This is a genomic window from Saccharomonospora marina XMU15 (genome assembly GCF_000244955.1).
GTDB classification, from domain to species: domain Bacteria; phylum Actinomycetota; class Actinomycetes; order Mycobacteriales; family Pseudonocardiaceae; genus Saccharomonospora_A; species Saccharomonospora_A marina.
In genome coordinates this window covers 2,710,976-2,735,302 of sequence record NZ_CM001439.1, presented here as the reverse complement: position 1 = coordinate 2,735,302, position 24,327 = coordinate 2,710,976, and the positions used below count along the sequence as shown (strand labels likewise).

21 protein-coding genes are annotated in these 24,327 nt (G+C 70.1%); 8 read left to right on the top strand and 13 right to left on the bottom strand.

From position 1 onward, the window contains the following. Nucleotides 1-23: 23 nt before the first annotated feature. Complete coding sequence (locus SACMADRAFT_RS12940) at nucleotides 24-977, bottom strand: multicopper oxidase domain-containing protein (protein ID WP_009154271.1); 954 nt, start codon at nucleotides 975-977, stop codon at nucleotides 24-26. Between the two features lie 479 nt (nucleotides 978-1,456). Continuing rightward, nucleotides 1,457-1,951, bottom strand: coding sequence for a DUF1059 domain-containing protein (locus tag SACMADRAFT_RS12935; protein WP_009154270.1), 495 nt, complete (start codon nucleotides 1,949-1,951; stop codon nucleotides 1,457-1,459). Between the two features lie 99 nt (nucleotides 1,952-2,050). Between SACMADRAFT_RS12935 and SACMADRAFT_RS30905 the strand changes: the two genes are divergently transcribed. Next, nucleotides 2,051-2,779: a helix-turn-helix transcriptional regulator gene (locus SACMADRAFT_RS30905; protein WP_009154269.1), complete on the top strand. Its 729-nt coding sequence runs from the start codon at nucleotides 2,051-2,053 to the stop codon at nucleotides 2,777-2,779. A 90-nt stretch (nucleotides 2,780-2,869) separates the two neighbouring features. Continuing rightward, nucleotides 2,870-4,234 carry an MFS transporter gene (locus tag SACMADRAFT_RS12925; protein WP_085977919.1) on the top strand — a complete coding sequence of 455 codons (1,365 nt, stop codon included), beginning with the start codon at nucleotides 2,870-2,872 and terminating at the stop codon, nucleotides 4,232-4,234. Nucleotides 4,235-4,300: 66 nt separating this feature from the next. On the opposite strand, the gene SACMADRAFT_RS12920 is transcribed toward SACMADRAFT_RS12925, so the two are convergent. The 3 genes from SACMADRAFT_RS12920 to SACMADRAFT_RS12910 are packed head-to-tail and all read right to left on the bottom strand — an operon-like array spanning nucleotide 4,301 to nucleotide 6,894. Beyond that, nucleotides 4,301-5,257: a DNA polymerase domain-containing protein gene (locus SACMADRAFT_RS12920; protein ID WP_009154267.1), complete on the bottom strand. Its 957-nt coding sequence runs from the start codon at nucleotides 5,255-5,257 to the stop codon at nucleotides 4,301-4,303. 31 nt (nucleotides 5,258-5,288) lie between these two features. Continuing rightward, nucleotides 5,289-6,533 carry an RNA polymerase sigma factor gene (locus SACMADRAFT_RS12915; protein WP_009154266.1) on the bottom strand — a complete coding sequence of 415 codons (1,245 nt, stop codon included), beginning with the start codon at nucleotides 6,531-6,533 and terminating at the stop codon, nucleotides 5,289-5,291. 7 nt (nucleotides 6,534-6,540) lie between these two features. Further along, entirely contained in the window at nucleotides 6,541-6,894 is a 354-nt protein-coding gene (locus SACMADRAFT_RS12910; protein ID WP_009154265.1) for a YciI family protein, read from the bottom strand. A 385-nt stretch (nucleotides 6,895-7,279) separates the two neighbouring features. On the opposite strand from SACMADRAFT_RS12910, the gene SACMADRAFT_RS12905 reads away from it, so the two are divergent. Continuing rightward, the gene (locus tag SACMADRAFT_RS12905) at nucleotides 7,280-7,576 is read left to right on the top strand and encodes an SPW repeat domain-containing protein (RefSeq protein WP_198285972.1); all 297 of its coding nucleotides are present in this window, start codon (nucleotides 7,280-7,282) and stop codon (nucleotides 7,574-7,576) included. Nucleotides 7,577-7,656: 80 nt separating this feature from the next. Here SACMADRAFT_RS12905 and SACMADRAFT_RS12900 read toward each other — a convergent pair whose 3' ends face one another. The 7 genes from SACMADRAFT_RS12900 to SACMADRAFT_RS12870 form a co-directional block, all read right to left on the bottom strand. Next, nucleotides 7,657-8,649: a sensor histidine kinase gene (locus SACMADRAFT_RS12900; RefSeq protein ID WP_009154264.1), complete on the bottom strand. Its 993-nt coding sequence runs from the start codon at nucleotides 8,647-8,649 to the stop codon at nucleotides 7,657-7,659. Next, nucleotides 8,649-9,500 (bottom strand): MEDS domain-containing protein, encoded by an 852-nt coding sequence (locus tag SACMADRAFT_RS12895; RefSeq protein WP_040925676.1) that lies wholly within the window; start codon nucleotides 9,498-9,500, stop codon nucleotides 8,649-8,651. The genes SACMADRAFT_RS12900 and SACMADRAFT_RS12895 overlap by 1 nt, the downstream gene beginning before the upstream one ends. Nucleotides 9,501-9,590: 90 nt before the next feature. Further along, a complete protein-coding gene (locus SACMADRAFT_RS12890) occupies nucleotides 9,591-9,911 on the bottom strand; it encodes a LapA family protein (protein ID WP_009154262.1) in 321 nt (106 codons plus the stop codon). A 122-nt stretch (nucleotides 9,912-10,033) separates the two neighbouring features. Beyond that, nucleotides 10,034-11,386, bottom strand: a complete 1,353-nt coding sequence (locus SACMADRAFT_RS12885; RefSeq protein ID WP_009154261.1) for a GGDEF domain-containing protein — start codon at nucleotides 11,384-11,386, stop codon at nucleotides 10,034-10,036. Nucleotides 11,387-12,160: 774 nt separating this feature from the next. Next, the gene (locus SACMADRAFT_RS12880) at nucleotides 12,161-13,462 is read right to left on the bottom strand and encodes an MFS transporter (protein WP_009154260.1); all 1,302 of its coding nucleotides are present in this window, start codon (nucleotides 13,460-13,462) and stop codon (nucleotides 12,161-12,163) included. A 148-nt stretch (nucleotides 13,463-13,610) separates the two neighbouring features. Next, on the bottom strand, nucleotides 13,611-14,738 hold the full coding sequence (locus SACMADRAFT_RS12875) for an acetate/propionate family kinase (RefSeq protein WP_009154259.1): 1,128 nt from the start codon (nucleotides 14,736-14,738) through the stop codon (nucleotides 13,611-13,613). Beyond that, a complete protein-coding gene (locus tag SACMADRAFT_RS12870; protein ID WP_009154258.1) occupies nucleotides 14,738-17,110 on the bottom strand; it encodes a phosphoketolase family protein in 2,373 nt (790 codons plus the stop codon). Before SACMADRAFT_RS12870 ends, SACMADRAFT_RS12875 begins: the two co-directional genes overlap by 1 nt. Nucleotides 17,111-17,287: 177 nt before the next feature. Here SACMADRAFT_RS12870 and SACMADRAFT_RS12865 point away from each other — a divergent pair, with 177 nt between their 5' ends. Continuing rightward, nucleotides 17,288-18,118, top strand: coding sequence for an alpha/beta fold hydrolase (locus SACMADRAFT_RS12865; protein WP_009154257.1), 831 nt, complete (start codon nucleotides 17,288-17,290; stop codon nucleotides 18,116-18,118). Nucleotides 18,119-18,139: 21 nt separating this feature from the next. Next, on the top strand, nucleotides 18,140-20,014 hold the full coding sequence (gene ftsH / locus SACMADRAFT_RS12860; RefSeq protein WP_009154256.1) for an ATP-dependent zinc metalloprotease FtsH: 1,875 nt from the start codon (nucleotides 18,140-18,142) through the stop codon (nucleotides 20,012-20,014). Between the two features lie 36 nt (nucleotides 20,015-20,050). Here ftsH and SACMADRAFT_RS12855 read toward each other — a convergent pair whose 3' ends face one another. After that, a complete protein-coding gene (locus SACMADRAFT_RS12855) occupies nucleotides 20,051-20,515 on the bottom strand; it encodes a DUF6069 family protein (RefSeq protein WP_009154255.1) in 465 nt (154 codons plus the stop codon). Between the two features lie 106 nt (nucleotides 20,516-20,621). On the opposite strand from SACMADRAFT_RS12855, the gene acsA reads away from it, so the two are divergent. The 3 genes from acsA to SACMADRAFT_RS12840 are packed head-to-tail and all read left to right on the top strand — an operon-like array spanning nucleotide 20,622 to nucleotide 24,327. Continuing rightward, nucleotides 20,622-22,394: an acetate--CoA ligase gene (gene acsA, locus SACMADRAFT_RS12850; RefSeq protein WP_009154254.1), complete on the top strand. Its 1,773-nt coding sequence runs from the start codon at nucleotides 20,622-20,624 to the stop codon at nucleotides 22,392-22,394. Next, the gene (gene pdhA, locus SACMADRAFT_RS12845; RefSeq protein WP_009154253.1) at nucleotides 22,391-23,356 is read left to right on the top strand and encodes a pyruvate dehydrogenase (acetyl-transferring) E1 component subunit alpha; all 966 of its coding nucleotides are present in this window, start codon (nucleotides 22,391-22,393) and stop codon (nucleotides 23,354-23,356) included. The genes acsA and pdhA overlap by 4 nt, the downstream gene beginning before the upstream one ends. After that, on the top strand, nucleotides 23,353-24,327 hold the full coding sequence (locus tag SACMADRAFT_RS12840) for an alpha-ketoacid dehydrogenase subunit beta (RefSeq protein WP_009154252.1): 975 nt from the start codon (nucleotides 23,353-23,355) through the stop codon (nucleotides 24,325-24,327). The genes pdhA and SACMADRAFT_RS12840 overlap by 4 nt, the downstream gene beginning before the upstream one ends.

Genomic DNA, 24,327 nt, shown 5'->3' with positions numbered 1-24,327 from the left:
ATCGAGGTTTTCGCGTGCCGGGCCTACTGGCCGCCGTGCCTGTGGTAGCGGTCGAGCGCCTCCTGTGCGCCGTCGGGCATGCTGCCGTCGGCATTGCGGACGAGGAACACACCTGCCATCCCGCCGTCGGAATGGAACTGCACGTGGCAGTGGTACATCCAGGCGCCGGGGCCGACGCCCTCGCCCGCGACGACCTGGAAACCGAAGGAGTCACCGGGGTTGAGGTCCCGGTTGTCGACGACCCGGCTCGGGTCGTTCGGTCCCTCCAGGTAGCCGGTGCGGTTGTCCGCCCAGCGATGGGCGTGCAGGTGGAAGGTGTGGAAGTTGTTGCCGTGCCCGATCGCGATGAACTCCACCCGCTGCCCGAGGTTGGCCTCGAGCACGGGTACGTCCGGCGCGACCCGGTTGTTGATGGTCATGTCGTTGAACACCACGGTGTACTGCCGGTCGGGCAGGATGTCGCCCTTGCGCCGGACGACGAGCGCGCCGTAGAGCCCCTTGCGCAGTCCCTCGGTGCCGTGGTCACCGCCCATGGCGTGGTCGTGGTAGTGCCAGTAGCCCGCGCTGCCGGGCAGCCACATGTTGCCCGGCCCCTTGGCGGGTGCGCGGGTACGCCAGACGTAGGTGCGGGTCTCGCCGGGTTCGTTGAACGAACCGTTGAGCGGGCTGCCGTCGGAGTCGACGCCGTAGTCCACACCGTGCGGATGGATCGAGAGCCGCTTGTCGGTGTTGTTCACCAACTCGATCTCGAGGGCGTCGCCCTCCCAGATCTCCAGCACCGGGCCGGGCACACTCGCCTCCTCCGGCGAGAGGCCGTAGCCGATCAGACCGTCCGGCAGTGGCTGCGCGTACATCGTGACGCGCCTGGTCCGGCCGCCCGCGTTGTTCGCGGACTCGGCGGCGAGAGCCTCGGGCATACCGCCCACCGCCGTGACCACGACCGGCGTGGCGACACCCGCGGCCGCGCCCGCCAGCATCGAGCGCCGCGAGACCTTCCGTCCGAGCAATGTAGTGCGAGCGTGCTGCTGCCTCATGGCTCTCCGTTCGCTGGACGGGCAAGGGTTCGAGCCGCCTCGTGCGGCAACCCGGCTGCTGAAGGCCGCGCCGAGCCGGGCGGCGAGGCGTCACGTGGGCGCTGCGGCGCCGCGTACCGCTTCCGCTGCGAGGTCCGGTTCACCGCTAGCCGCCTTCCGCGCCGAAGGATTCCGCCGGGCGCCTACCCACTTCCGATGCCCATGGCTATATCTAAGATTGTCGCCGCCTAACTTATGACGAGTTTCGACATAAGTGCATCCGGCGAACGGAGTAAGTCTCGGCGGTTCTGCCACCACCCCACGAGCCCGGACCCGCCCGGACAAGCCCGGACAAGACTGTGGCCGCGGCGGCGACTGCCACCACGGCCACGACTGCGTGCCACGAAGCCGGCCACGATCCCGGCCACGATCTCCGCCGCTGTTCAGAGCCTTGTCGTCGTACGGACGTCGAGGTTGACGAACCGTGCCTCACCATCGCAGAGCTTGCCCAACCGCTCGGCGAACCGGGCGGTCGCGGGGTGAGCGGAGTTCGTCATCGCCTCGGCGTAGCCGGGGAACTCAACGATCTCCACGTAGGTGTTCGGCCGGTCGCGGTCGGCCGCCAGCAGCGCCCACCGGGCGGTGCGGTCGGCCCCGATGGCTTCGGCCCACTCCGCGGTCAGCGTCTCCACCTCGTCGATTCGCTGCGTGCTGAACTCGATCAACTGGATGAACGCACCGGGCTCGGTGTCGGCGACCGGCTCGTCTCGCAGTCCGGCCCGCACGCTCTCGCGCAACCGCGCGTCGTCGACGTGTCCGTGCACATCCACGGCGTGCAGCACGGCGGCTCGCTCGAGTTCGTCCGCCTCCCCGCTCATGGTGAGCGTGCACCCCGAGACACTCGGCGTGTCCCGACAGTCAACATATTTTCTGGTCATTTCGACCTCCTTTTTTGCGAAGGTGTCCACCTTGACTTCAGCACCGGGAAGTAGGAGCGTCGATACGTAGATCGCGCACATATCGCACGAAGACACGACATGTACATTCCGCTGAACACCGTGCGGCGCTGCGTATCCGTTGTGGACGCGCTGGCCGACCTGACCGACACCGCACGTTTCGCCGACGTCGCACTGCCGCAACTGGCCCGGCTGATCCCGTGCAATGTGTTGACCTACAACGAGATCGACGTTTCGGCGAGGGTGGTCGGCTGCGCTGATCTGTGCTGCGCGTCGGGCACGGCCGCGAACCCGGCCGTGCCCGACGGGTTCGGCCGAGAACCGCTGCTCGAGCGTTTCCCGGTGGCCGACGACACCGAGGCCCTACGGATTCGCGACGTCGTCGGCCGCGCGGAACTCCATCGACTCTGCGGCCGTCGCGGTATCCGGGGAACCGTTCCGGTGAGGCACCGACTCGCCTGCACGGTAGTTCCTTCCGCGGAATTCGTCGTAGGTATCGCCTTCCACCGCGTCGACGTGCCCTTCGCCGACGCCGAACATGCGGCGATCGCGTTGCTGGGCGGCCCCATGACCTCCGCCCTGCGCCGGGCCGCGCAACGTCGCGAGGCCACCGCGTCCCCGTCCGCCGGGCTGGAACTGAGCACCCGCGAGCGACAGGTGCTGGACCTGGTCGCTGTGGGCAGGACCAACGCGGCGATCGCCCGCGCGCTCGCCGTCAGCCCGCGCACCGTGGAAAAGCACCTCGAGCACATCTACCGCAAACTCCAGGTCGCAGACCGCGCGGCAGCAGTCGCACACGCCATCCGCTGATCACCTCGGCCGACTGGCGATCACGGCAGTCGGACCACCCCAGTCGGTCGACGGATTCGCCCGCACCCGCCGGTTCGTAGCGTCGCTGCCATGCCTACGAACAACCTCGATGCCAGCACCGGGCGACCTCGGACCAGGTCGAGTTGGGCGCCGGTGGTGGCGCTCGCCTTCGCGATGCTCGTTGTCACGTCCGAGTTCAGCATCGCCGCGGTGGCGCTGCCCGCCATCGGCGCCGAGTTGGGCGCCGCTCCCTCGGTGGCCGCATGGGTGCTGCTGGCCTACGCGCTGCCGATGGCCGCGATCTCCATCCCCGCGGGCCGCTGGGTGGACCGCGCCGATCCCGCGCTCGTCATCACGATGTCGATGGTGGGTGTCGCGGTGAGCAGCGTGCTCGCCGCGCTGGCGCCCGCCATGTGGGTGCTGCTGGTGGCCCGGCTGCTGCAGGGGTTCGCCGCGGGGCTGACCCTCGCGGGATACCTGCCGGTGATCTCGGCCAACGTGAACCCCGACAAGCGAGGCCGGGCGCTGTCCGTCGTGGTGACGATCATGACGGTTGGTGGCATGGCGGGCGCCTCGCTTGGCGGCGTACTCGCCGGCACGTTCGGCTGGCGCTCGGTGTTCCTGCTCAAGCTGCCGCTCGTCGTGGTGGCGGTGTGGCTGCTGCTGCGTGTCACCTCGAAGCGGCGAGGAGGGCTGCCCCGGCCCGACGGCGCGCTGCTGCGCGAGGCCGCCGTGCTGTCCGGCGCCGTCGCGTCACTGCTGCTCGCCATCGACCTGCCTGCCAAGCAACCGGTGCTGGCCGGCGGGTTCGGGCTGGCGGCGGTCGCGTTGCTCCTGCTGTGGTCCCGACTGCCGCAGTCGCAGCAGGTCGTCGACCTGCTTCGCGCCCGCACGTTCGGTTTCACCATGGCAGGGCTGTTCCTGCTGTGCTTCAACGCGGGCGTGATGACCTTCCTGCTGCCGTATTTCCTCTCCGACGTGCTCGGTGAAGGCCCAGCGGCCACCGGCACGCTGATGCTGGTGTTCATCGCGGCGTTGTCGCTGATGTCACCGGTGGGCGGGTGGCTTGCCGACCGCATCGGCCCGCTGCGGGTCGCCGCCGCGGGCGGCGCCGCTACGGTGGCCACCACGTCGCTGTTGCTGACACTCGGGCCGGGCAGCGGGCTGACGACGCTCGGCTGGCAACTCGCACTGATCGGAGCGGGCTTCGGCCTGTTCAACACCCCGATAATCACCGCGATCCTGGCGAGCGCTCCCGCGGAAGGAACGGGCACGGCCGGAGGTGTCAGCGCGACCGTGCGAATGGTGTCGCAGACGGTCGCTCCCGCGGTCACCGCGCTGTGCTGGACGGTGGCCGGTGGCGGGCTTGCCGGGTTCCGCGCCGGGGTTACCGCGCTGGTGTTGATCCAGGGCTTGGGTGTACTGGCACTGCTGGCGGCGCGGCGGCGGCGCTGAGAGTCAGCCGCGACGAGCGCAGGCGCGCCCGATCCTCCCGACGGCGGCAGGAGGCACCTCGAGGGGTCAGCCGCGACGAGCGCGGGCGCGCCGCTTGCCCTCGTGCATGGCCCGCACCCTGGCCACAGGGATGGTGTGCCCTTCCTCGACGAGTTCGTCGGGCAGCCGCTGCGGCGGCGGCATCGCTCGGGCCCAGGGGTCGCGGCCTTCGATGAGCGAGGGCACGGTGCGCAGCGTGAAATCGGCGGGCCGCACCCGGTCGAGGTCGCTCCATTCCAGCGGGAAGGACACCGGCACCTCCGGCCGCAGCCTCGGGCTGTAGGCGGCCACGACCGTCGCCGAGCCCGCTCTCGTGGAATCGAGGAATACCTTGCCGCCCCGGTCCTCACGGATGAACTCCGTGGTCGCGATCCGGGGTTCCAGCCGAGCCGCGCGGGCGGCGAGGGCGCGGGTGGCGGCGGCCGCGTCGTCGGCGGCGACACCCTCCACCGGCACGAACACGTGCAGCCCCTTGGCCCCACTCGTCTTCACCGCTGCCCGCAACCCGGCGTCGGACAGCGCCTGGCGCACCAGTTCGGCCGCTCGCACAGCCGGGGAGAAATCCTGCTGCCCCGGCGGGTCGATGTCGAGCACCAGATGGGTGGGGCGGCCGAGGTCCTCGGCAAGCGTGAGCGTGGGGTGGTACTCCACGGCTCGCTGGTTGGCCAGCCACAGCAGGGTTCTGCGGTCGTCGCACAGCGGGTAGGAGACGTCGCGCTGCGACGACTCCGCCCACACCGAGACGCGCGGCACCCAGTCGGGGGTGTACTTGGGAAGGTTCTTCTGCATGAACGGCCGCTGCCCGCGCAGCGCCCTGACCACCGAGAGCGGCCTGCCCCGCAGCACGGGCAACAGCATCTCCCGCATGCCGTCCAGGTAGTCGACGAGGTCGCGTTTGGACGCGTCGGCGCCGTCGAACAGCGGCTCGTCCAGATTGGTCAGCCGTACTCCGGCTCGTTCGACGGCAGTCCCGGCGTCACTCATCGCGGAGCCCCTCCCGGTCGGCGCGTGGCGGTCAGCCACTCCGGACGTCGACGAGTTCGGCGCGCCGACGTCGCAAGTATGCCTGCTCCGCCTGGTTGTCGGTGCGTTCGATCGCGGCGGCGTATGCGCTCGCGGCTTCGTCGGTACGGCCGAGCCTACGCAGCAATTCGGCGCGGACAGCGTGGTAGAGGTGGTAGCCGTCAAGCCCGAGTTCGTCCACCAGGGCGAGCGCCTGCCGCGGGCCGTCCGCCTCGGCGACGGCCACGGCACGGTTGAGCGCGACCACCGGTGTCGGGGACCGGGCGGCGAGCTGGTCGTACAGCTGCACGATCTGTCGCCAGTCGGTGTCGCTCACGCAGGCCGCTTCGCTGTGCACCGCGTTGATCGCCGCCTGTATCTGGTAGGGCCCAGGTCTGTCCCAGCGCAGGCAGCGACGCACCAGCCGCTGCCCCTCGGCGACGAGCGCGCGGTCCCACAGCGTCCGGTCCTGCTCGGCCAGCGGGACCAACTCGCCTTCACCGGTCGTGCGCGCCGGCCTTCGTGACTCCAGCAGCAGCAACAACGCCAGCAGGCCGACCACTTCGGGCTCCTCCGGCAGCAGTTCGGCGAGCATGCGCGCGAGCCGCACGGCCTCCTCGCACAGCCGGGTCCGCACCAGCGCGGAGCCGGAACTGGCGGTGTGCCCTTCGTTGTACACCAGGTAGATCACCGCCAGTACCGCCGACAGCCGCGCGGGCAGGTCCGCCTCGGCGGGCACCCGGTACGCGATCCCGGCGTCGCGGATCTTGCCTTTCGCCCGCACGAGCCGCTGCGCCATGGTGGCCTCGGGCACCAGGAACGCCCTGGCGATCTCGGCCGTGGTGAGCCCGCCCAGCAGGCGCAGGGTGAGCGCGACCCTGGCGTGAGGTGCCAGCGCGGGGTGGCAGCAGGTGAAGATCAACCGCAGTCGGTCGTCACGCACGGGCCCCTCCTCGGCGGGCTCGGCCGCGGCGTGCAGTAGCGCGGCCTGGCTGTGCCGGTCCAGCCGGGTCGATTCCCGCCTGAGCCGGTCGATCGTGCGGTTGCGGGCGGTGGTGATGATCCAGCCCGCCGGGCTCGGCGGCAGCCCCTCACCAGGCCAGCGCCGGACGGCCTCGGCGAAGGCGTCCTGGACGGCCTCCTCGGCGAGTTCGATGTCGCCGAAGACGCGAACCAGGGACGCCACCGCCCGGCCGTACTCCTCGCGGAACACCCGCTCGACCGATCCGGTCGTCGGCGTGGTGTTGTTCGAACTCAACGCAGGCTCACCCGCAGCTGCCGTACTCCATGGGCCTGACCTCGATCGGCAGGGTGGTCGCCTTCGCGAGTTTGCGGCCCCACTCCAACGCGGCGTCCAGATCCGGCGCGTTGACGACGGTGAACCCGCCGATGTGCTCCTTGCCCTCGATGTAGGGGCCGTCGGTGGTGAACACCTCGTCGTCCTTCGCGCGCACGACGGTGGCGGACTCCGGTGAGTGCAGCCCACCGGAGAACACCCACGCTCCTGCCGCCCGCACCTCGGCGTTGAAGGCCGCCACGTCACGCATGATCGGCTCCAGCACCTCGGGGTCAGGGGCGCCGCCGTCGGGCTGGTAGATGCTGAGCAGGTACTGCTTCATGTTCTCGTCCTCTCCGTGTTCGGTCTCGGCTTCCTCTCACCTGCTACACGAACGGCGCGACCGCGAATCGACAGCGACCCGAATAGAGAGTGGTCCAGCTCACACAAATGGGTGCGGTCGGCTCGGCGGGAGGCGGTTGAACGCTGACCCCATTGTCGCCCGACCGCGTTTATCCCCGCCGCCCGACGTCAAGCCGATAGGGACCCCTGCGTGACTTCGTAGGAGTGAGTAAGGAGGAAATGATGACGGTGCCCACCAGCTCGATCGAGCAGCACCCTGATCTTGTGAACCTCCAGGTACGGTACGAGCGGGCAGCCAGGACCCCGCAGGCTCAGTTGGTGGACGGGCTCACCTTCCTCGGTGGGCTCTACATCGCCATCGGACCGTGGTCGTCGGATTCGCCAACTTCGCTTCTCTCGCGGTCACCAACCTCATCACGGGTCTCGCGCTGGCCGTGCTCGCCATCGGCTACGCCGCCGTCTACAGCAGGATGCACACCCTTGCCTGGGTGGCACCGCTCATCGGTGTCTGGACGATCGTCTCGCCGTGGGTGGTGCTGGGAAGCGCGGCCACGACCCCGACCATCATCAACAACGTCGTCACCGGTGGCGTCGTCACGCTGCTCGGAATCGGCGTGCTCGCCATCGGCATGGCCGGAGGCGGCAGGCGCCGCCGGCGATGAAAGGTGGCGGAGACAACCGCTGACAGGGGCGCGGTCCGGCTCCGCGGCCGGACCGCGCTTCTTGCGTGAACCGCTGCCCGCTACCGACTGAGCGCGGGCTTCGCGCGCATCTCCACCGGGGGAGGCTCGCCGATGACCAGGTAGGCGGTGAACCCCTCCTCGGTCACAGCCAGCGTGACGCGGTCGCACAACTGGTGGGCCAGCCACAGTCCGAGGCCACCCTGGGACCGTCTGCGTTCGTCCGGCAGCAGACCCGCGAACGGGTTCCTCGGTCCGCTGCCGCAGTCGCTGACGGCGACCGCCACCCGGTTGCGATTCACCCACGCTCGCAGCAGCACCGGCGGTTTGCCGTGCACCTTGGCGTTGGTGACGGCCTCGCTGACGCCGACGACGAGGTCGCTCACGCAGCGTTCGTCGAGGTCCGTGTTGGCCGCGAGCACACCGACCACATGCCGTGCGTGCGCGAGCGTGGGGTTCTCCAGCCGCAGGTCGGGACGCGTGCGCTCCAGCGGAGCCACCTCCCAGTCGGCACGTTCGGACAGGAACGTCGCCGGCTCGGTGTAGTGCGGGTTGGGCTGGTGGTCATGGCCGGGCAGAGCCAGCCACCCGTGCGTGCTCTCCACGTCGGCAAGCACGCTGTCAGGCGTGTTGTCGGCGTACGGGCACAGCACCATCACCGGTAGCTCGGCACAGAAGTGGTTGATGGCGGCCTCGTAGCGGACCCAGCCGTCCCACGGCGCCCCGACGCCTGGGTGCGGCACATCGCCGACGACCCTGATCGCTGGCGCACCCGCCGCCGCGTGGGCGGCGAACAGGTCCCGGTTGTGTCTGAGCGCGTCCAGCGGTCGCTCGTACTGTTCGGCTCTGCGCAACGTCATGACCTCGTCGGCGGCATCGCCCAGCTCCTCGCGCACGAGCCGATCGAGGCGTGGCTCCACGCCGAGCAGTGTCGGCTGCCCCTCGGCCAAACCGTCGGCCAGGAAGGGCACCACGGCGTCGAGGAACTCATCGTCGGAACCGTACAGGGCGGCCACGTGAGTCAAACCGCTCTTTGCCTGCGCCCCCGTGCTCATCAGTCGGCTACTTCCAACCCTGGTAGGTCTTGCCACCACAACCGCAGAATCCGCCGCAACGGCGTGGGTGGATCGTGCAGAATCAGGCGTCGAGGGGCCAGCCGCGAGGAAAGCTCCGCGAGCGCGCGTACCCCCGCGACATCGATGAACGTCAGCCCCTCCAACCGTAACGTGATGTCGCGATCGCCCGGCAGCGCTGACAGTGCCGTCTCGAAGGAGTCCCGCGAGACGAGGTCGATCTCGCCGGTCACCGACCAGCTACCGTCCTCGTCGGCGAACACGCCGCAGCCCTGCCCGCCTCGTGCGCCATGCCGAAGCGGATGCACGAAGCACAGTGCCGACGCGGCTCTCGCGCTGACGAGACGCCGGTCGTAGCCGCACATGGACAGCATCGGCTCGCTCGCCATGACCCGGTCGATACCCACCTCGTAGCCGACGAACCTGTGCGCCGCACGCTCCCCGTCGACACTCAGGACCAGGGAGGTTGCCTCGGCGGCCACTCGCAGGCACCCGAACCCCGCACGCACCGCCGCCGCCGTCAGCTCCTTGAACATGGCGATCTGCTCGTCGGCGGTGAAGTCGTCGACCGGGCCGTAAAGCTTGGCCAGCGGCAGCAGCTTGAGCTGTCCGGTGCCCAGCATGGCGTCGCGGGACGGCAGCGGGTCCAGATCGTCGGCGAGTTCGGTCTCTGCCTTGTCCGCCACGTACAGCAACTGCTGACCGGCCGCGGCACCCTCGCGGAAGAAGCGGATCATCGGTTCGGTCCAGCTTCGCCCGCCCTGGTGAATCCAGCACACATGGTCGTGCCTGTCGAGGCCGACAGGTGCACTGGTCGTGCCGGAACGACGCATTGGGTCAAGGTTAGTACCCGGGCGCGCCCCACGCCGTCTCTCGCCGACCCCGTGTCGGATCTCACCAGGGGCGCGTAGCGCCTTCCGCCGTCAATGCCGGGCGCTGATCCTGCGAATCCGCCTGCGCAACTGCATCACCCGAGCGCCGCCGGGCAACGCCACCAGCAGGGCTCCTGCGATCGCTGAGAAGAGCATGGCCACCCCCAGCGGCACGCCCCAGGAAAGGCCGAGGAAATGGACGGTCACCGATTCCATGTTCTGCAAGATGAAGATCAGCAGCAGCACCAGCAGCAGGGTCGCGATGATCGCGCTGACCCAGATGCCGCTGATCCGCGTCCTGCCCATCACGGTCTTGGTGTCGGTATCGGCCCGGGGGGTGCTCCCCGAGCCGTCGTCTGCCGGAGTGCTCACCCCGCCATCATCACTGCCGGTGGACCCGCTCGCAGGTCGAGATCGGCCCGGCGGCGCAGGGGGCCGCAGTGCCCGGCGAGAAGACCTCCACCGCCCCGCGCCTCGCTACCCGGGCACGCGCTTCAGGAATCCGCTCCGCTGCGCCGGGCGGTATCGGGCTGCTGCTGCGTAGCGGCGTCGTAGTTGGCGATGCGGCACTGGTCGCGCCCGCCGGTCTTGGCCCCGTACACGGCTGTGTCCGCGGCCATCATCAACTCGTCCAGCGTGCCGATCCCGTCGCCGGGGAACAACGCACCGCCGATGGAGACGGTGACGCGGATGTGCTCGCGCTCGCCGTGCGAGGTGTCCGCAGGCTCGATGTCCACGACGAGGTTCTTGATCCTGCGCCGGACCCGCTCCGCGATCTCCAGCAGGTTCCCGCCGTCGCGGACGTCGGGGATCACCACGGTCAGTTCCTCGCCACCCCACCGGCAGCAGGTGTCGTCGGCGCGAATCTCGCCTGCCAATTCCCGCGCCACGGCTTCGAGCACCTTGTCGCCCGCGAGGTGACCGTAGGTGTCGTTGACCGCCTTGAAGTGGTCGATGTCGAGGATCAGCAGGCCGACGTTGTCGCCGGTGCGCCGTGCCCGGTCCAGCGCCTGTTCCGCGACCGTTCGCCACCACTTGACCGTCGTCAGGCCGGTCTTGGCGTCGACTCGCGAAGCATGCTGGTACTGGTGCAGCAGCACTCCACGGTGCATGACGACGAGTGCGAGCACGATGGCGGCCAGCACCAGCGGCTGGGTCAGCAGGACGGTGGCGGCGATCAGGCCGAGTGCCATGGCACCGGCCTCCAACCACTGCTGTGAGAAGTTGGCGAACAGATCGCGAACCGGCCGTGCCGGGTCCGACAACGCGATGGCCGCCATGACAAGACCGCAGTTGAGGGCCCACCGCAGTGCTCCCGCGAGCACCACCACGCCCATGTCCAGCAGCCCGGCCGGCAGTGTCGCGTCGGGAAGTCCCGGGTAGGAGTGCATACCGAGTGCGAGCACCGCGACGGCGCCGTGCGTGCCGATCAGCACGGTGGCGCAGGCGAACACCCAGCGGTGCGCGCGGATGGGCCGCTGACTCGGCCACACCCGCCACCAGGCGAGCAGGTAGGTGAACACCACCATCGCCGTGGCGAGCAGCGGCGGCAGGATGAGCACGGCAGCGAACGACCACAGGCCCTTGGTGTCGACGTAGGCGATCGACTCGTGCTTGAGGTACTCGCGCCTGCGCTCGATCTGACGTGTCATCTCGATCGAGACGACCGCGCAGATCGCCAGCACGCCGAACCACAGCAGGTCGCGCCGCGACACCGGTACCAGAAACGCCGTCGCGACGCTGGTGACCAGTGCCAACGCGCTGACCGCCAGCACGTAGCGACGTACCGCCGCGGGCGCCTTCCACAGCCCCCATCCCGCGACCCAGTTCCGTGGCCGAGCGAGCACCACTGGCTCCCACCTGCTTCAAGACGGATGATTAATCGTGCCGCTTCACAGTATCCGAATGTGCACGCCGCGTCCCCACCTTCGTGGGACACCCCGGAGGTTCATGCCGAATACACCCGGTTGGACTAACGACCTAGCGTGTCATCACTGCGAGCGAGCGTCCACCCGAAAGGAGGTGTAGACGAATGCGTGACAACAACTGGACGTGACGACCGGATGCAGTCGGTAACCCGGCTCGCCGGGCTTACCACCACACAGCGGAATGAGGTGAATCCAGTGCGTGACAACAACTGGACCTGAGCGCCGAATGCGGCGGATGAACGCAACCGCGACCCCCGGACCCGCATCCCGAAAGGAGCCACACCGTGCGCGACAACAACTGGACCTGAACACCCACCCCACCCACACCCACCACACAGAAAAGAGCCACGCCATGCGCGACAACAACTGGACCTGAACACCCACCCCACCCACACCCACCACACAGAAAAGAGCCACGCCATGCGCGACAACAACTGGACCTGAACACCCACCCCACCCACACCCACCACACAGAAAGGAACCACGCCATGCGCGACAACAACTGGACCTGAACACCCACCCCACCCACACCCACCACACAGAAAGGAACCACGCCATGCGCGACAACAACTGGACCTGAACACCCACCCCACCCACACCCACCACACAGAAAAGAGCCACGCCATGCGCGACAACAACTGGACCTGAAGCCGGTCCACGCCGGTCCGCGAGGTGCGGATTCGGAAAACCGAGTCAGCCGGCGACCTCGTCTCCTGCCTCACCCCGGTCGATGCTGCCTCGATCGGCGGGAGGCGGTGCTTGCCCGGACGACGCCTGCCCGGACGACGCCTGCCCGGACGACGCACGCGCCCACGACAAGCTCGCACCCGCACCGACGACGGTGCCGAGTACCGCCGCGGCCGTGATCACCACAATCGGCGAAACCAGCTGGGCCACCAGCCCGGAAACGACGATGGCAAGGCCCTGCGCTGCACGCAGTGACGCGATGGCAACGCCGACCGCGTGCCCGCGTTCCTCCGGCGGAACCTCCGCCACGTAGGCCGCCTGGGTCACCATGTCGTGCGCGGAGAACGCACCACTGGCCGTCCACAGCAGCACAAGGACCACAAGCCCGGGCTGCCATCCGGTCGGCACCAGCACGAGGCTGCTGGCCACCGTCAGCGGCCCGAGCAGCCGTAGCCGCCGGTCCGGGGAAATGCGTTTGAGCACGAGCATGCCCAGCACCGTGCCCACCGGGTTGGCAGCGAGCAGCCAGCCCACCGCCGCCGTGCCCGCGCCGATCTCGTCCGCCACGGGTACGGCGAGGCCCTCCGGCACGACGTAGAAGCCGGAGCAACAGGCGATCACCAGCAGAGCGCGCAGCCTTGGGTTACCCCCCACCAGGCGCCAACCTCTGGTGACGCCCGACCAGCGGCGTCGCCGCACGGTGGGAGCAGCGCCGGGCGCGGGCGGGTGCGCGCGCACTCCGAACCGGATCACCAGGGCCGACAGCGCGAACGTGGCCGAGTCGACCCACAGCGCGCCCGCCGCCCCGATCGCGTCGACAACGACCGCGCCCGCGCCGAACCCGATAACCAGGCCCGCCTGGTAGGTCATCGAGATGACCCCGATCCCGATGACCAGGCTGTCGCCTCGCAGGATGTCGGGCAGCACGGCCTGCCTTGCGGCGGAGAACGGCGCCGCCAGCAGTTGCACCACCACGAGCAGCCCGACCTGCCCGGCGAGCGGAACACCGGGCAGCGCCATCACCGCCACCACGACGCCCCTGGCGACATCCGTCGCCACCATGACGCCGCGTCGCGAGTAGCGATCGGCGATACCCGCCAGCAGCGCGCCGCCGAGAAAGTCCGGCACGTAGCTCACCGCGTAGGTCACCGCGGCCAGCCCCGCCGAGGCGGTCCTGTCGTAGACCAGGATCGTCAGGGCTACCCGCGCCAACTGGTCGCCCGCCACGGACAGCGTGTGCGCCAGCCAGAGCCGGCGGAATTCGGAACTGCCGAAGACGGCACGGTAGGTCGCCGGTTGTTGACTCATAGGAACCACAGTTTGGCGCTTCTTGCCCGGATCAGGGAACCGGGTGGGCCGGGCCGAGCCCGAGCAGGCACCCGGCGCGCGGCGGCTCACGTCTCCCGTTCACCAGCGCCGCCGTCGCGCCTATCGCACAGCGGGCCGGCCGCGGCGACTACCGATCCTCGGTCGCCTGCCGGACCCGCCCGGCTTCGGACGTGGAGCCGAGCAGGTGTTCGGTCTGGCTCGCCAGCTCCAGGTCCTCGCGGGAGGTGACGACAACGACCGGCACGGGCGCGTCCGGTGGGCTGATCACCCCTTCGGCGCCGTCGCCGCCTGCCGCGGCACGCCGCGCGCTCGCGTGTGACAGGCCGAGCCCGGCCCCGGCGACGAGTTCGGCCATCAGGTCGGGTTGGTGTTCGGCCACTCCCCCGGTGAGCACCACGGCATCGACGTGGGACAGCGAAACCACGGCCGCCGCGATCTCCCGCCGCAGCCGGTGCAGGTACACCTCGACCGCGAGCCGGGCGTCCGGATCACCGAGCGCGCGGGCGGCGAGCACATCCCTGATGTCACCGCTGGTTCCGGACAGCCCCGCCAGCCCGGACTCCTGTTGCAGGGCCCGCTCCACGTCGGCGGGCGACATGCCGGCGCGCCGCACGAGGTACAGCGGGATGGCGGGGTCGATCGCCCCCGAGCGCGTCGCCATCGGAACGCCGTCCAGCGGGGTGAGCCCCATCGAGGTGTCGACGCTGCGGCCACCCTCGACGGCGGTGACCGACACGCCTGCGCCGAGGTGGCAGCACACCATGCCGAGTTGCGCCACCGGGCGGCCGAGCAATCGCGCGGTCCACGCGGTGGCGTAGGCGACCGACAAGCCGTGGAAGCCGTAGCGCCGGATGCCGTGCTCGCGGCGCCAGGCGGCGGGCACGGCGTAGGTACTGGCGCGGGCGGGCAGATCGGCGTGGAAGGCGGTGTCGAAGCAGCCGACGACGGGCACCCGCGGCAGCGCGGCCATCGCGTGCCTGGCGATGGCGAGCGAGCGAGGCTGGTGCAGCGCGGCGTAGGGGGTGAGTTCCTCCAACTCGGCGAGCGCCCGCTCGGTGAGGACAACCGGCTCGGCTCGGTTGCCGCCGTGCACGATCCGAACCGCGACCGCGTCGATCGCTGCGGCGAACTCAGCGAGCCCGGGTGGCGCCGAACCATCCCACTTGTCCAGTGTGGACGTCATCTCCGCGGCACCGTCGCGTACCAGTGCCAGCTTCAGGCTCGAGGAGCCGGGGTTCAGGGTCAGCACCCGCATCAGGAACCCCAGGTCCAGGCCCGCACTTCCAGCATGTCCTCCCCGGTACGCCTGATGTGGTCGTGGTGGCGCGCGAGCTCGCCGAGCAGGTGCTGGCGCAGATGCCCGAGCCTGCCCGCCATCCTCGGGATGCGTTCGAGTGCCGCCAGCGCCAGGTGGAAGCGGTCGATCTCGTTGAGCACACACATGTCGAACGGCGTCGTGGTGGTGCCCTTGTCGCCGAACCCACGCACGTGCATGTGCTCGTGTCCCGGCCGGTTGTAGGTCAGCTCGTGGATGAGCCACGGATAGCCGTGGAAGGCGAAGATCACCGGTGCTTCGCCGGTGAAGATCGCGGAGTACTCCCGGTCGCTGATGCCGTGCGGGTGCCGTTGCGGCGCTGCGAGCCTGGTGATGTCCACGACGTTTACGAACCGCACCCGCAGATCCGGCACCAGTCCTCGCAGCACCTGCACCGCGGCGAGTGCCTCCTGGGTCGGCACGTCGCCCGCGCAGGCGATCACCACGTCGGTGCCGGATTCGGTGTCGCTGCTGGCCCACTCCCAGATCCCCAGCCCCTGCTCGGTGTGCGCGCGGGCGGCGTCAAGGTCGAGGTACTGCAACTCGGGCTGCTTGCCCGCGACGATGACGTTCACGAGTCCGTTGCTGCGCAGGCAGTGCTCTGTGACGTGCAGCAGGCAGTTGGCGTCCGGTGGCAGGTAGACGCGCGAGACCTCAGGCCGTTTGCTGAGGATGTGGTCGATGAAGCCGGGGTCCTGATGCGACGCCCCGTTGTGGTCCTGCCGCCACACGTGCGAGGTGAGCAGGTAGTTCAGGCTCGGCACCGGTCGGCGCCACGGCACCTCGGCCGCCATGTGCATCCACTTCGCGTGCTGGGCGACCATGGAGTCGACGATGTGCGTGAACGCCTCGTAGCTGGAGAACATCCCGTGCCTTCCGGTGAGCAGGTAGCCCTCCAGCCAGCCCTGGCACAGGTGCTCCGACAGCACCTCGACCACCCGGCCCCGTGGGTCGAGGTGGTCGTCGCCGGAGCGGGTGGGAAGCAGCCAGCGCCGTCCCGTCACGTCGAACACCGCGTCGAGCCGGTTGGAGGCGTGCTCGTCGGGTGCGAACAGCAGCATGTTGCGCTGATCGGCGTTCAGTGCCAGCACATCTCGCAGGTAGCGACCCAGCGCGCGGGTGGATTCGGCGTAGCGCCGCCCCGGTGCGGGAACGTCCACCGCGTGCTCGGCGATCTCCGGCAGTCTGAGCGCTCGCTGAACCTGGCCGTGCGCCGCCGGTTGCGCGCTCATCCGCAGTTCCGCGCTCGGATTGGCCTCGCGGATCTCCCGTGCGGGCGCCCCGGAACCGTCGAACAGCTCGCCGGGGCGGTAGGAACGCAGCCAGCTCTCCAGCTGTGCCAGCTGGTGCGGGTCGTGCCTGGCGGCGGGCAGCGGGACCTGGTGCGAGCGCCAGTTCCCCTCGATGGGTTTTCCGTCCAGTGTGTCCGGTCCGGTCCAGCCCTTGGGCGTGCGCAGCACGATCATCGGGTGCCTGCGCCGGGTGATGAGCTCGAAGCATTCGTCCAGCGCCGTGGCGTAGGCCTCGTGCACCGCGTAGGCGTTGTCTCCCGACACCTCGACCGGCTCCCAGCCGTGCCCGCGAAGCAGTTCGGCAAGCTGGCGCTGCGGCAACCGGGCCAGCAGTGTCGGGTTGGCGATCTTGTACTCGTTCAGGTGCAGGATCGGCAACACGGTTCCGTCGGATTCGGGATTCAGGAACGCGGGCGCGTGCCAGCTCGCGGCCAGCGGGCCGGTCTCCGCCTCGCCGTCGCCGATCACGCACGCCACCACCAGGTCGGGGTTGTCGAACGCGGCGCCGGTGGCATGCGCGAGCGAGTAGCCCAGCTCGCCGCCCTCGTGGAAGGAGCCCGGCAGGTGTGGTGAGGCATGGCTGGGAACGCCACCGGGGAAGGAGAACTGCCGAAACAGCCGCCGCATCCCCTCGACGTCCTGCCCGACGTCGGGGTAGTACTCCGAGTACGTTCCCTCCAGCCACGCGGCCGCGTTCAGCCCGGCGGCGCCGTGCCCGGGGCCCGCGACGAACAGCAGCCTTCGTCGCTGCTTCGCGATGACGCGGTTGAGGTGGGCGTAGGTCAGCGTGAGGCCGGGCACCGTGCCCCAGTGACCGAGCAACCGTGGCTTGATGTGTTCGGGGCTGAGCGGCTCGGCCAGCAGCGGGTTCTCCAGCAGGAACACCTGCCCGACCGAAAGGTAGTTGGCCGCGCGCCACCAGGCGTCCACCCGTGCCAGCTCGGCTGCGCGGTCGCCCTCGGAGCCTGCCGCATCGCCCCGGGTCGGGCGGTCGACGGTCGTCGGCGTTCTCGGTGTCATCGGCATCCTCCGGCTCGCGGGCGGTGCCCTCACACTGGCTCATCGCCCGGCCCGGCGGCTGTGGGCGCTCGTCCCGGCCGAGCAGGGGCTTAGGTCCCTTCTCGCCGGCGCGGTGCGCGAAACACAGTGGAAGCCGACCCACGCCTCGCCAGGAAGCTCGCCAGGAAGGAGGTGGCCATGCGTCAGGTACGTGATCCGGCAACGGCCCGCCCGGCGCGGCAGCGGCCGCGCGAGGACGGCATGCCCTACTTCCGGGTTGGTTCCGGCCCGCCACTGGCGTTCCTGCCAGGGCTGACGCCGCATCACCGGCAACCGCGCGGCCGGCAGCGGTTGTTCCAACTCTCCCAGCTGAAGCCGCTGCCGTCCCGGCACGAGGTGTGGTGGATCAACCGCAGGCCCGGGTTGCCGCCGGGTGTGACCATGGCCGATCTCGCCGCCGACTACGCGTCGATGCTGCGCGAGCGGTTCGCGGGCCCGATCGACGTGCTCGGTGTGTCCACCGGCGGCAGTATCGCGCTGCAACTGGCCGCCGACCACCCTGATGTCGTCGACCGCCTCGTCGTGGTGTCGGCGGCACACCGCCTCGGCCCGCTCGGGCGTGCGGTTGCGCACGAGGCGGCCACACAGCTGCGGGCAGGCAGACCCCGGCGCGCCAATGCCGCGCTGTTCACCCTGCTCGGCACGCGGCCGTTCGGCAGGAGGCTGCTCAGGGGTGCGGGCTGGCTGCTCGGCCCGGCGGTGTTCGGCACGGGTGACCGGGATCTGGTACTGACGCTGGAGGCTGAGGAAACCTTCGACATCGAGGACGAGCTGCCGCGGATCACGGCGAGTACGCTGGTCGTCGGCGGCGCGCTGGACCCGTGCTACGGTGCCGAGTTGTTCGAGCACACCGCCGCGCGGATGCCCAACGCGGAGTTGACGTTGTGTGGAGGGAAGGGGCACGTGGGACCGCAGAGCCGACCCGTCGCCCGTGCCGTGCGCGCTTTCCTCGCCGCAAGGCCGCGATGACGGCCGGAAGGCGGCGCTGAGTTGTCGCGAAAGGCAAAACCAGGACCACCGCCCGACCCCGTTCCCAAGCAGCCACCACCACCTCCACCACGCTGGCGGCGCTGGCTGCTGCCACTGGGACTGCTCGCGACGGCGCTGCTGCTGTTCCTGCCGACATTGTGGCAGGGCGAGCAGAACCAGCCGGTGTCCTACACCCAGTTCCTGTCCCAGGTGGACGCCAAGCGGGTCGAGTCGGTCACCATCGACGACAGCGGCGCGGTCACCGGCGAGTACCGCGACGGGACGTCGTTCAGCACGAACATCCCCGTGGCGCTGGACAACTCCGGCCTGGAATCCCGGCTGCGAGCAAGCGGGGTGAATATCAGCGCGACGAGTTCCGGTGCCGACTGGACCGGCGTGCTGGTCGGGCTGCTCCCGCTCGCGCTCATCATCGGCCTGCTGCTGTGGACCGGCAGGCGGGCGCAGCACTCGCTGGCCGGTGGCGCGCTGGGTTTCGGCCGCTCCAAGGCCAAGATCATCGAGGCGCAGCGGCCGAGTACCCGGTTCGCCGATGTCGCCGGATACCAGGGCGTCAAGCAGGACGTCAGCGAGATCATCGAGTTCCTGCGCGATCCGGCCAAGTACGCCGCGGCGGGCGCGAAGGGCCCGAGGGGCGTCATCATGGTCGGCCCGCCCGGCACCGGTAAGACCCTGCTCGCGCGGGCCGTCGCGGGAGAGGCGAGCGTGCCGTTCCTCTCGGTGACCGGCTCTGCGTTCGTCGAGATGTTCGTCGGTGTCGGGGCATCCCGGGTGCGGGATCTATTCGACGAGGCCCGCGAGCGGGCACCCGCGATCATCTTCATCGACGAGATCGACGCCGTCGGCAGCAGGCGGGGCGTGGGCGGCAGCGGGGGCCACGAGGAACGCGAGCAGACCCTCAACCAGCTGCTCGCCGAGATGGACGGCTTCGACCAGAGCAGCGGCATCGTCGTGCTCGCGGCGACCAACCGGCCCGAGTCGCTCGACCCGGCGCTGCTGCGTCCCGGCAGGTTCGACCGGCAGGTGACGATCCCGCTGCCCAACCAGGACGAGCGGCGGGCGATCCTCGCCGTGCACGCCAGGGGCAAGCAACTGGCGCCCGACGTGGACCTGGACCGGCTGTCCAGGGCGACACCGGGGTTCTCCGGCGCGGACCTGGCCAACCTGGTCAACGAGGCCGCGATCAACGCGGTTCGCGCCGACCGGACGGTGCTCGCCGCCGCCGACCTCACCGCGGCGCGCGACCGGGTGCTGCTGGGCCGCAGGGAGTCGTCGAACGCGCTGCTGCCCGAGGAGCGGCACGCCGTGGCGGTGCACGAGTCGGGGCACGCGTTGCTGGCGGCGTTGTGCGAGCACGCCGATCCGGTGGAGAAGGTGACGATCCTGCCCGCCGGGCTCGCGCTGGGTGCCACCGAGCAGCTTCCCGAGGCGGAACGGCATCTGTATGCGGAGAGCTACCTGCTCGACCAGCTGACCATCCGGCTCGGCGGGCGGGCCGCGGAGTGCCTGGTCTTCGGCGAGGGCTTCACCGGCGCGGCCAACGATCTGGCCGTCGCCACCCAGCTCGCGACGCGGATGGTCACCGAGTTCGGGCTGTCACCCGCCCTCGGACCGGTCGGCTACGAGTCGGGAGAGGCAGCCCACCTGCCCGGTGCGCCGGTGCTGCAGGGCCGTCCCTATTCGGAACAGACCCAGCGGCTGGTGGACTCCGAGATCGCCAGGCTGTTGCGCGAGGCGGAGGAGCGCGCGCTGCGCATGTTGCGTGAGCACCTGCCCGCGCTTCACCGGCTCGCGGAGCGGCTGCGCGAGGAGGAGACGGTCGACGGCGCCGCCGTGCTGGCGGCGCTGCGCCCGCAGGAGGGCGGCGGGAAGCGGTGACCGGCCTGCGCGGGACCGGTCACCGGCACGACCGCGTCACGGGTAGAACTGCTGCGTGGAGTCGTCGCTGTGGTCGCGGTCGCTCTCGCGCTGGGCGGCCTTGCCGACGTTGAGCAACGTCACGATGATCGCGAAACCGATGGCCAGGTTGATCAGCGCTGTCGCCACCTTGCTCCCCCAGTCGACGTAGAGGCTCAGCGGCAGCACGATCGCGATGGCCGTCAGCAGCGCCATGATCCAGCCGAAGAACAGCCGGGGGCGTGGCGCGGTCAGCAGCAGTACGTGCAACAGTCCGGTGGCCGCGACGGCCACGACGGCGGCGCTCACCGCGTAGGTGACGGTGTTCGCGCCGCCCCAGGCGCCTTCTCCGCGCGGCGCCAGCACGGCCACGTGGGCGAGGCCGCGCGCGGTGAGAATGCCGACGACCGCGACCAGTGCGGCCACGGCTGCCGTCGCGGCTCCACCCGCCCACAGCCGGGTAGAGTCAACCTCGTTCTTCATGGCTCCAACGTCGCGTGCGACCGCGCGCGGCGGGAGAGGCCAACGGGCTCGGCCACGGTGACTTTGTGCCCTGTCCGGGGTCCACCGCTGCCTCGATCGTGGCGGCATGCAATGGTCACCCATCGGCAAGCCGGCCTCGGCCCGGCGGTCCGCGAACCTCACCGACTACGAACGGGCCCGCCGCGAGTTCGACTGGGACCGCGCCGCCACCGCGCTCTCCGGGTTACCCGGTGGCGGGCTGAACATCGCCCACGAGGCCGTCGACCGGCACGCCGCGGGTCCGCGCGCGGACCACACCGCGCTGCGCTGGGTCGACCACTCCGAGCGGGTCGTCGAACTCAGCTACGCCGAGCTGGCGCGGCGAACCAGCCGGTTCGCCGCGCTGCTTCGCGACCTCGGCCTTCGAAAGGGCGACCGCGTGTTCACACTGCTCGGCCGTGTGCCAGAGCTCTACGTGGCCGTGCTCGGCGCGCTGAAGGCCGGTTGCGTGGTCTGTCCGCTGTTCTCCGCGTTCGGCCCCGAGCCGATCCGGCAGCGACTGCGCCTCGGCGAGGCCGCTGCGCTGGTGACCAGTCCCGGGCTGTACCGGGGCAAGGTCAGTGGTATCCGCGACGAGGTACCGTCACTGCGGCACGTGCTGGTGACCGGGGCCGATGCGGGCCCCTCCGGTGACGTATTGGCGCTGGAACCGGCACTCGCCGCCGCCGGTGAGGACACCGGGGTGGCCGCCACCTCGCCCGACGACCCGGCACTGCTGCACTTCACCAGCGGCACAACCGGCACACCCAAGGGCGCGCTGCACGTGCACGGCGCCGTGCTCGCGCATCACGTCACCGCCGAGTACGCGCTCGACCTGCGCGCCGACGACGTCTTCTGGTGCACGGCCGATCCCGGCTGGGTCACCGGCATGTCCTACGGCATCATCGCCCCGCTCACCCACGGCGCCACGCTCGTCAGTGACGAGGCCGAGTTCGACGCGCGCCGCTGGTACCGCGTACTCGCACAGCAACGGGTCAACGTGTGGTACACGGCGCCGACCGCGTTGCGGATGCTGATGCGTTACGGGCCGGAGTTGGCCCGTAGCTTCGACCTGTCGGCGCTGCGGTTCGTGGCCAGCGTGGGGGAACCGCTCAATCCCGAGGTCGTGTTGTGGGGCCAGGAGCAGTTCGGGCTGCCGGTGCACGACAACTGGTGGCAGACCGAGACGGGCGCCATCATGATCAGCAACTTCGCGGCCGTCGAGGTCCGGCCGGGATCGATGGGGTTGCCGCTGCCCGGCATCGAAGCCTGCGTGCTGGCACGCGACCGCGACGGCAAGGTGTTGCGTGTGGACGGTCGAGTGCGGGAGGTGAGCGACCCCGCAACGCCGGGCGAACTCGCGCTGCGCGCCGGCTGGCCCTCGATGTTTCGGGCCTACTGGGGCGAGCAGCGGCGCTACGCCGACTGCTTCGCCGACGGCTGGTACCTCACCGGCGACATCGCACGGCGAGACGCCGACGGCTACTACTGGTTCCTCGGTCGCGCCGACGACGTCATCAAGTCGGCCGGGCATCTGGTCGGGCCGTTCGAGGTGGAGAGCACGTTGCTGGAACACCCCTCGGTGGCGGAGGCCGGAGTGATCGGCAAGCCGGACGACGTTGCGGGCGAGCTGGTCAAGGCGTTCGTGACGCTACGCCCCGGTGTGACGGCATCCGAACCGCTGCGGCGGGAGCTGCTGGCGTTCGGCAGGCGCCGCCTCGGCGCGGTCGCGCCTCGCGAGATCGAGTTCGACCAGCACCTGCCGCACACCCGCAGCGGCAAGGTCATGCGCAGGTTGCTGCGGGCACGCGAGCTCGGACTCGCCGAAGGCGATCTGTCCACACTGGAGGCGGCACGATGACCGGGACCGACAACACCGAGCTGCTCAGGCAGATGCTGCGCATCCGCAGGTTCGAGGAGCGCTGCGTCGAGCTGTACAGCTCCACCGCGATCCGCGGCTTCATGCACCTCTACATCGGTGAGGAGGCCGTGGCCGTGGGTGTGATGGACGCACTCGACCCCGAGGACGCCGTGGTGTCCACCTACCGCGAGCACGGCCACGCGCTGGCCAGGGGGCTGTCCATGGAGTCGGTGCTCGCCGAGATGTTCGGCCGCACCAACGGATGCAGCCACGGCAGGGGCGGCTCGATGCACCTGTTCGACGCGAACCGCCGCTTCTACGGAGGCAACGCCATCGTGGGGGGCGGGCTGCCGCTGGCGGTCGGGCTGGCACTGGCCGACGCGATGCGGGACCGCTCGCCGGTCACGGTCTGCCTGTTCGGCGACGGCGCCGTGGCGGAAGGAGAGTTCCACGAGTGTCTCAACCTCGCGGCGCTGTGGAAGCTGCCGGTGCTGTTCTGCTGCGAGAACAACCTGTACGCGATGGGGACGGCGCTGGGCAGGGCGCAGGCGGAGACCGACCTGGCGCTGCGCGCGGCTTCCTACGGCATGCCGTCGTGGCCGGTCGACGGCATGGATGTGCCGGCCGTGTCGCGGGCGGCCCGGCGGGCTGTAGCGGCCGTCCGAGGCGGCGGCGGGCCGTGCTTTCTGGAGCTTCGCACCTACCGGTTCCGGGCGCACTCGATGTACGACGCCGAGCGTTACCGGCAACGCTCGGAGGTGGAGCACTGGAAGGAACTCGACCCGCTGCCGAGGATGACCGAGCTGCTGCAGGAAAGCGGCGAGCTCGGCGACGAGGAACTCAAGCTGATGGAGTCCGATGTGGACTCCGAGATCGCGGCGGCGGTGGCGGCGGCCGAGGCCGGTCCGCTGGAGCCCGTCGAGGAGCTGACCAGGTTCGTGTACTCGCAGGCGCGATCATGACCACGACGACCTACCGGGAGGCGCTGCGGGAGTCCATCCGCGAGGCACTGGCGGCCGACGAGCGGGTGTTCCTGATGGGAGAGGACGTCGGCGCGTACGGCGGCTGCTTCGGGGTGAGTCTCGGGCTGCTCGAGGAGTTCGGACCCGAGCGCGTCAGGGACACGCCGCTTTCGGAGTCGGCGTTCGTCGGCGCGGGGATCGGCGCCGCGCTCGGCGGCATGCGGCCCATCGTGGAGATCATGACGGTCAACTTCAGCCTGCTCGCGCTCGACCAGATCATGAACAACGCCGCGACGCTGTTGCACATGTCGGGCGGGCAGCTCAACGTGCCGCTGGTCATCAGGATGACCACGGGTGCGGGCAGGCAACTCGCCGCGCAGCACTCGCACAGTCTTGAGGGCTGGCTCGCCCACATCCCGGGCCTGCGCATCGTCGCACCGGCCACACTGGCCGACGCGAGGGGCATGCTGGCTACCGCGCTGGCCGATCCCGATCCGGTGTTGCTGTTCGAGCACGGCGGGTTGTACAACGTCTCCGGAGAACTCGCCGACGACGCGGGCGCCGTGGACATCGACAACGCGGCGATCCGGCGCGAGGGCGGGGATGTCACGGTCGTCGCGTACGGCGGGACACTGCGGACGGCGCTGAGCGCCGCGGATGAGCTCGCGGGCCTCGGCGTGCAGGCCGAGGTGGTGGATCTGCGCACGCTTCGGCCACTGGACGAGGCCACCGTGCTGGGTTCGGTTCGCCGCACGCACCGGCTCGTGGTGGTGGACGAGGGCTGGCGCAGTGGCAGCCTTTCCGCGGAGATCGCGGCCCGGGTCGCCGGGTCCGCGCTGTACGACCTCGACGCGCCGATCGAGCGGGTGTGCACGGCGGAGGTGCCCATCCCCTACGCCAAGCAGTTGGAGCAGGCCGCTCTGCCGCAGTCCGGCGACGTGGTGGCCGCTGCACGCAGGGCGGTGGGCTGA